Below are 6282 nucleotides of genomic sequence, written 5' to 3' on the forward strand. Positions count from 1 at the left end.
TGTCCCTGACCTATAATTTGCGCTTGTCTAATTAGTTAATTGTCCTAATTCTTGTTTAATTCATCAAATACGGAATGAAACAATCCTTCTAATTTGCTCTGCATATCTTCTTCTTCTTTTGTTTGTGCCGGCATTTCCTTAACAGCCAAATAACTTTCAACAAACCCATCTATATCACCTGTTCGTAGTTCGGCAATGGCATAATAAGAAAATAAACGAATATGGTTTGTTCCACTTTCTTTCATTAAATGAACAAAAGGGGCTAAAATTTGGAGGGCTTCTTGTTCTTGCTTATTTTTTACTAATTCAATGCCTTTCGTTATTTGTTTAGCAAAATGAGTTAACTCTTCTTTAGGATTAGTCATTTCAATATCCCCTTTTTATTTGACTCTTAATGTGAATGATAGCTCTATTTCTGCAGACATATTCACATAATGAGTATATCTCTAAAAGTAAAAAGCTCTTAAACGGAATATCAAATCCCATTTGAGCTTTACTTCTTTATATGTAGATGATTATCGATAAAGGTACTATGTTTTGATTGTTAATGCAAGTATGGCATCTTAACTTTTTCACCAGTCTCCATATAGTACTGAATAGCTTCGAGCAAATAGAAGGCGACTTCTTCAGGCACCTGAGAGCTAAATTGTCCTAAACTAATCACCTCTTCTTGAAAATCGAGTGTGTAGTTTCCTGCCTCTAGTTGTCCCGCTACAAATTGCTCAACTACTTTTACATATAAATCCTCAACATGCTGAATCGTGCTCGTTAACACCGATGCTTCTCCTAAATCAGATTGATCCGAAATATAACCAATCACATAAAGACCATCTTTTTTACTTTTTTCAATAATATCAATATGAAAGCCATCTCCAATCGGATAAATAATATCGACGTTCTGACCCTTCATTTGCTCGTAATAAGTTAGAGCTTGAACTTGATCCTGCCAGCTTAGCACATGTTCCACCGTTACCTCGACCTGCTCATTTTGAAATTGCACACCATCTACAAATCCTTGGATCTCTGGCTGCCATGGAAATGCCGCAATCACACCGACCTCATCATTTTGAGTCATAATTGCCGATAAAACACCAGCAAAATACCCCATCGCATAACCATCAAAGGAAAAGCTGGTAATATTCTCTCCTTCTACCTCACCATTAAACACAACAAAATGAATCTCCGGATAACTTTTCGCTAATTCCGTAAAAGCATCCGCAAACCTTTTCCCATGCCCAAAAACTAGTGAAACATTATTTTGCTCAAATTCCTCAAGGGCATATTTCATTTGTTCAATTGTTTGAATTTCCTCTTTATAAAACACTTCTAAGTTAAATTGAGAATGGACTCTAAGTAGACCATCATACCCTTGCCGATTCCAGCCTTGATCATTAATCGTATCTTCTAGCATTAACCCTACATTATTTGAATCAGCCGTACTAATTGTTTGAATACACCCGATAAATAAAATAGGAATGATAAAAAGAGGAATAAATAATAACCACTTTTTCTGCTTTAACATGTTGACTTCCTCCTCTTAAGCTATTTATCCATTCAAGTAGCAAAACACGGTTGAAAGGAATGATGTTAACGATTTCTTTTATTCGTTAAATGTATGTCCAAATCCTCTCGACATTGTGTAAATTCGACATTTGTAATGAAACTGTAATTTTTTTTCAAACGTGCTTCCTCCCCTAAACATTGGTATAATGAATCGTAGCATTTTGTAGAAATGAGGATCGATATGACTAAAATGAATGAAATAGAATCGCGAAGAACATTCGCCATTATCTCCCATCCAGATGCAGGGAAAACGACATTAACAGAAAAACTGCTTTTATTTGGAGGAGCAATCCGTGAAGCCGGAACAGTTAAAGGAAGAAAAAATAGCAAGCACGCGATGAGTGACTGGATGGAAATTGAAAAACAACGTGGGATTTCCGTTACGAGCTCCGTCCTTGAATTTTTATATGATGGGTACCATGTCAATATTTTGGATACTCCTGGACACCAAGACTTTAGTGAAGATACTTACCGTACATTAACAGCGGCTGATTCAGCTACGATGTTAATCGATGTCGCTAAAGGGGTCGAAGCCCAAACAAAAAAATTATTTAAAGTTTGTAAAATGCGCGGTATCCCGATTTTTACATTTATCAATAAATTAGACAGACAAGGGCGAGATCCTTTTGATTTAATGGAAGAACTCGAAAACCTCCTCGGAATTCGTTCTTATCCAATGGGTTGGCCAATTGGAATGGGGCAATCTTTTTCAGGTGTATACGATCGGATGGAAAAGAAACTTGAATTATACAATCCAGACAACCCAAAAGCCATTGACATCATTCAATTAACAGGCCCTGATGATCCAAAACTAGACGAAGCCATTAATGACGAAGGACTTGTTGCACAGTTCCGCGAAGAACTTGAATTATTGGATGTAGCTGGCGATGATTATGACGTTGAGAAAGTGAAAAACGGTGAATTAACACCTATCTTTTTCGGAAGTGCGGTTTCTAGTTTCGGTGTCCAAACTTTCTTAGAACATATGTTAAAACTAGCTCCAGCACCAACACCTCGGATGAGCACAAAAGGAGTCGTTAACCCATTTGAACATCAAGGTTTTTCTGGCTTTATTTTTAAAATTCAAGCGAATATGAACCCAGCACACCGTGATCGAATTGCTTTTCTGCGAATCACATCTGGAAAGTTTGAAAGAGGTATGACGGTCAAACACGTGCGGATCGGCAAAAATTTAAAACTGGCTCAACCGACCCAGTTTTTGGCTCAAAGTCGTAGCCTTGTTGAAGAAGCATATGCAGGAGACATTATTGGGCTTTTTGATCCAGGTAACCTTCGTATAGGTGATACGCTTGTAACAGGAGAAGCTTTTGAATTTGATGAAATGCCTCACTTCTCTCCCGAACATTTTTGTGCCATTACGGTCAAAGAAGCTTTAAAGCATAAGTCTTATGAAAAAGGACTTCATCAGCTAACAGAAGAAGGAGCGATTCAGCTATTTAAAACATTTAATAGCTACGTCGAAAAACAAATTGTTGGAGTTGTTGGAGTGTTACAATTTGAAGTACTCGAACACCGTCTCAAAAATGAATACCATGTCGATATACAATTAGAGCGACTCCCCTACTCTTTTGCTCGTTGGGTGAATGGACCGGTAAAAGAGATGGAGAAGTTTAAAAAGGCACAAAGAAATTTAGTAACCGATCGTGACGAGCGAATCGTTGTCTTGTTTGAAAATGAGTTCCAAATGCGAACAGCGATGGACAAATACCCAGAGCTACGCTTTTATGAAAACTCCTTTGTTAAAGAAGAAAAGTAAGCGAATAGTAATAGAGCCCCTTGGAGCGTCATATTTTCTCCAAGGGGCTTTTCATACAACCCTCTACCATCCCAAATTCCTAATAAATGTTTTACCACCTCTGACCTTGAAACACATAACTTGCAGTGCTTTGTAATTTAGCTTCTAAATTTCCTTCATAATAGGGCATCCATTCATTCGCTGTTTTGAAGTCAACCCACTTTACATCAAGAATCCACTCTTTATCAATAATATTAATTTCTCCTCTAACCTCCGTAGCTATAAAGGTAAAAAAGATCGCATGTTCTTCAAAATTCATCATATACGCCTCATTCACTGATACAATCCGTCCAATTTCGACTTTTAACCCCGTTTCTTCCCAAACTTCTCTTTTAGCTGCTTCCTCAAGTGACTCCCCTTGTTCAACCGCTCCACCTGGTAAAGACCAACTCTGATGTTTCTTATTATGGACAACTAATACCTCATTTTTTTCATTTAATATAATGGAATACACGACATCGACTCTCTTCATCTTCGTTTCCCCATTTCACTTTCTTTATTTTTTTGCTTTTTAAGCATAATAAAACCCACTTGCTTTCACAAGAGGGTTTCTCCATTAAATTGGAGTAACTTCACCTAAATATTCTTCTAAAGTCCAGTCATTTTCAAATAAAATCTCGGCAATTTCTGTTCCGATATAACGAAGATGCCATGGTTCAAAATCATAACCCGTGATTTCCTCTTTCCCTTTTGGATAACGGATAATAAATCCGTATTCATGAGCATGCTCGGCTAACCATTGTCCTTCATCTGTTTCTTCAAAAGCCGCAGATAAAGCAAAGCCATTGCTTCGACTTGAAACATCCATAGCAAGTCCTGTTTGATGCTCACTTTGTCCAGGCATCGCAACCACTTCTTGATCAGCCCCATGATTAGTTAACGCATTGTCATAAAGAACTTCTTGTCTTTCATACGAACGGTAGCCTGAAATCGCAAATAATTCAATTCCGGCTTCTTCAGCTGCCGTAAATAATTCTTCAAGAGCAAACGCGGCTTCTTCTCTTAAGTAACGTTTCTCTACATCTTCATCAAAAGAAAAACGAACATTTGGAGCGACCAAATCATCGGGTATATAATCACTAGGTAGTAGAAATTCTCGGTTAATATTAGCAAATATATTATCCGGATTTTGAATAACGGCTTGTCCATCAACAGTAATCACTTCGTTGATTTTATCAGCTGATATGACATAGCCTTCCTCCGTTTCCTCTGCTTCATTTTCATTTAAGCTGGCAGAGATTTCTTCCGAAGTTCCCTCATAGTGCACATCTTTATCACGATCTTGCTCTACTTGTTCCGCTTCTTTTTGCAACCTATTATCAGCTTGTCCCTCATCCCAAAAAGAACAACCGATCATAACCGTTGTTATAAGGAAAAACATAAACAATGGAGCGGCTTTTTTAAGCATTATTTCCTAACCTACCTTATAAAAAATTTCTCTTGCATTGTTATTAACCGTTATTTACAAAAACGAACGACATCATACTAGATTACTTAAGGTTAAATTATAAATGAAATAATAGGAACAGTAAACGACACAGACATAAATCAACCTTTAGTTATAGAAAGACTCATTCTATTAATCATATTCTACCAAAAGTATGATTGTATTGACCTATTGTAAATTATTCCATTATTAAAAATACTATGCCAAAAGGTCATGAAATTAAGCTTTGAGGGTTCAGCACCATTCTAATATTAATATTTTTTTTGATTTTAATACAAATTTATGTAACCTCTTTTAATAAATACCAAAATGACTTCAGCTTTTGCCAAAGTCATTTTGGTATTTATTCACTTTCACCGGAAACCTTAGTTTGGTTCTTCAGGATTTCATAATGTTCCTTTTGTTGCTTCAAGCCTTTTGAAACAGGCGTTTTCGCTTCAAAACCTAATAGCTGCTTCGATTTTTCAGTTGATAATGTAGTTTTAATCTTACTTTTACTAATTCGCTCCTCATCCATTTTTAATACTTTTATCCCTTCAAACCATTCTTCTAATTTGCCAGTCGCAAGCTGATACACTTCATTGACATGTTCGGTATCTAAAGCCAACATAAAAGCTTCAATTACATCATCAATATAAAGGATATCAATTTGAGAGCGATCCATTTTTGGGTGATCCACACCTTCAAGAATTTGCTGATAAGTCATATCACTACGCTGAAAAGGGCCATATACACTAGGCAATCGAAAAATGACATATTCCACTTTTTCTTCTGGAGCGAGTTGTCTAATCAATGTTTCACTTGCAAGCTTTGTGATGCCATATGCAGAAGTTGGATTTGTCGGCGTTTTTTCCGTAATGAGCCCCGGTCTTTCTCCATAAACCTGAACAGTGGACGGAAAAATAAAGCGAGAATGTGGTGGTGTATTCAGCAGGATTTTCTTTGTTAAAGCAACATTATGGGCAATAACCTCCTGTAGTCTCGGCCACTTGCTATCATATTTTGTTAAAGCCGCTAAATGGTAAATGGCATCCACATCTTTTAACTCAGATTTTAAATCTAAATCTTCCACTTTCTTTTCAATTAAGTGGAAAAGAGCATTTCGACCAAGTCTCATCCTCATTTCATCTAATTCATTTTGACGTTCTTTTACCATTTCATCTATTGCTACTACCTCATAACCTGATTCAATCAGCTTTTTGCATAAATGAAAACCAATAAACCCAAGGGCACCCGTCACAACAATTTTTTTCATAATAACTAACCTCCTATATAAAAAGCGAAGCCTGTTCGCTCAGAAGCGAGAAAAAATAAGAACAGCTGATGAAGACGCTCTTTGTCTTCACTCAGATGGGCGATTTTTCTCGAGCTTCTAACAGGCGTAGCTAGATTAAATAAAAAGCGAAGCCTGTTCGCTCAGAAGCGAGAAAAAATAAGAACAGCTGATGAAGACGCT

At 36.8% G+C, this 6282-nt stretch carries 6 protein-coding genes; 1 reads left to right on the plus strand and 5 read right to left on the minus strand.

Going from position 1 to position 6282, the window contains the following annotated elements; genetic code table 11:
• Nucleotides 1-44 precede the first annotated feature (44 nt).
• Complete coding sequence (locus tag BALCAV_RS14300) at nt 45-365, minus strand: hypothetical protein (protein ID WP_003321955.1); 321 nt, start codon at nt 363-365, stop codon at nt 45-47.
• A gap of 179 nt (nt 366-544) precedes the next feature.
• Nucleotides 545-1522, minus strand: a complete 978-nt coding sequence (locus BALCAV_RS14305) for a BMP family ABC transporter substrate-binding protein (protein WP_003321954.1) — start codon at nt 1520-1522, stop codon at nt 545-547.
• 222 nt (nt 1523-1744) lie between these two features.
• Between BALCAV_RS14305 and BALCAV_RS14310 the strand changes: the two genes are divergently transcribed.
• Nucleotides 1745-3340, plus strand: coding sequence for a peptide chain release factor 3 (locus tag BALCAV_RS14310; protein ID WP_003321953.1), 1596 nt, complete (start codon nt 1745-1747; stop codon nt 3338-3340).
• A 91-nt stretch (nt 3341-3431) separates the two neighbouring features.
• Here the strand turns inward: BALCAV_RS14310 and BALCAV_RS14315 are convergent, their stop codons facing one another.
• The 3 genes from BALCAV_RS14315 to BALCAV_RS14325 form a co-directional block, all read right to left on the minus strand.
• Nucleotides 3432-3851, minus strand: coding sequence for an NUDIX hydrolase (locus BALCAV_RS14315; RefSeq protein ID WP_003321952.1), 420 nt, complete (start codon nt 3849-3851; stop codon nt 3432-3434).
• A gap of 84 nt (nt 3852-3935) precedes the next feature.
• Entirely contained in the window at nt 3936-4787 is an 852-nt protein-coding gene (locus tag BALCAV_RS14320) for a M15 family metallopeptidase (RefSeq protein ID WP_003321951.1), read from the minus strand.
• Between the two features lie 382 nt (nt 4788-5169).
• Nucleotides 5170-6081 carry an NAD-dependent epimerase/dehydratase family protein gene (locus BALCAV_RS14325; protein ID WP_003321950.1) on the minus strand — a complete coding sequence of 304 codons (912 nt, stop codon included), beginning with the start codon at nt 6079-6081 and terminating at the stop codon, nt 5170-5172.
• Nucleotides 6082-6282 lie beyond the last annotated feature (201 nt).

It is taken from the genome of Alkalihalobacillus alcalophilus ATCC 27647 = CGMCC 1.3604 (assembly GCF_000292245.2).
Lineage (GTDB): Bacteria > Bacillota > Bacilli > Bacillales > Bacillaceae_D > Alkalihalobacillus > Alkalihalobacillus alcalophilus.

Bases quoted from the DNA above. Each gene is read 5' to 3' on its own strand.
- BALCAV_RS14300 (WP_003321955.1), bottom strand. From the start codon at position 365: ATGACTAATCCTAAAGAAGAGTTAACTCATTTTGCTAAACAAATAACG.
- BALCAV_RS14305 (WP_003321954.1), bottom strand. From the start codon at position 1,522: ATGTTAAAGCAGAAAAAGTGGTTATTATTTATTCCTCTTTTTATCATT.
- BALCAV_RS14310 (WP_003321953.1), top strand. From the start codon at position 1,745: ATGACTAAAATGAATGAAATAGAATCGCGAAGAACATTCGCCATTATC.
- BALCAV_RS14315 (WP_003321952.1), bottom strand. From the start codon at position 3,851: ATGAAGAGAGTCGATGTCGTGTATTCCATTATATTAAATGAAAAAAAT.
- BALCAV_RS14320 (WP_003321951.1), bottom strand. From the start codon at position 4,787: ATGCTTAAAAAAGCCGCTCCATTGTTTATGTTTTTCCTTATAACAACG.
- BALCAV_RS14325 (WP_003321950.1), bottom strand. From the start codon at position 6,081: ATGAAAAAAATTGTTGTGACGGGTGCCCTTGGGTTTATTGGTTTTCAT.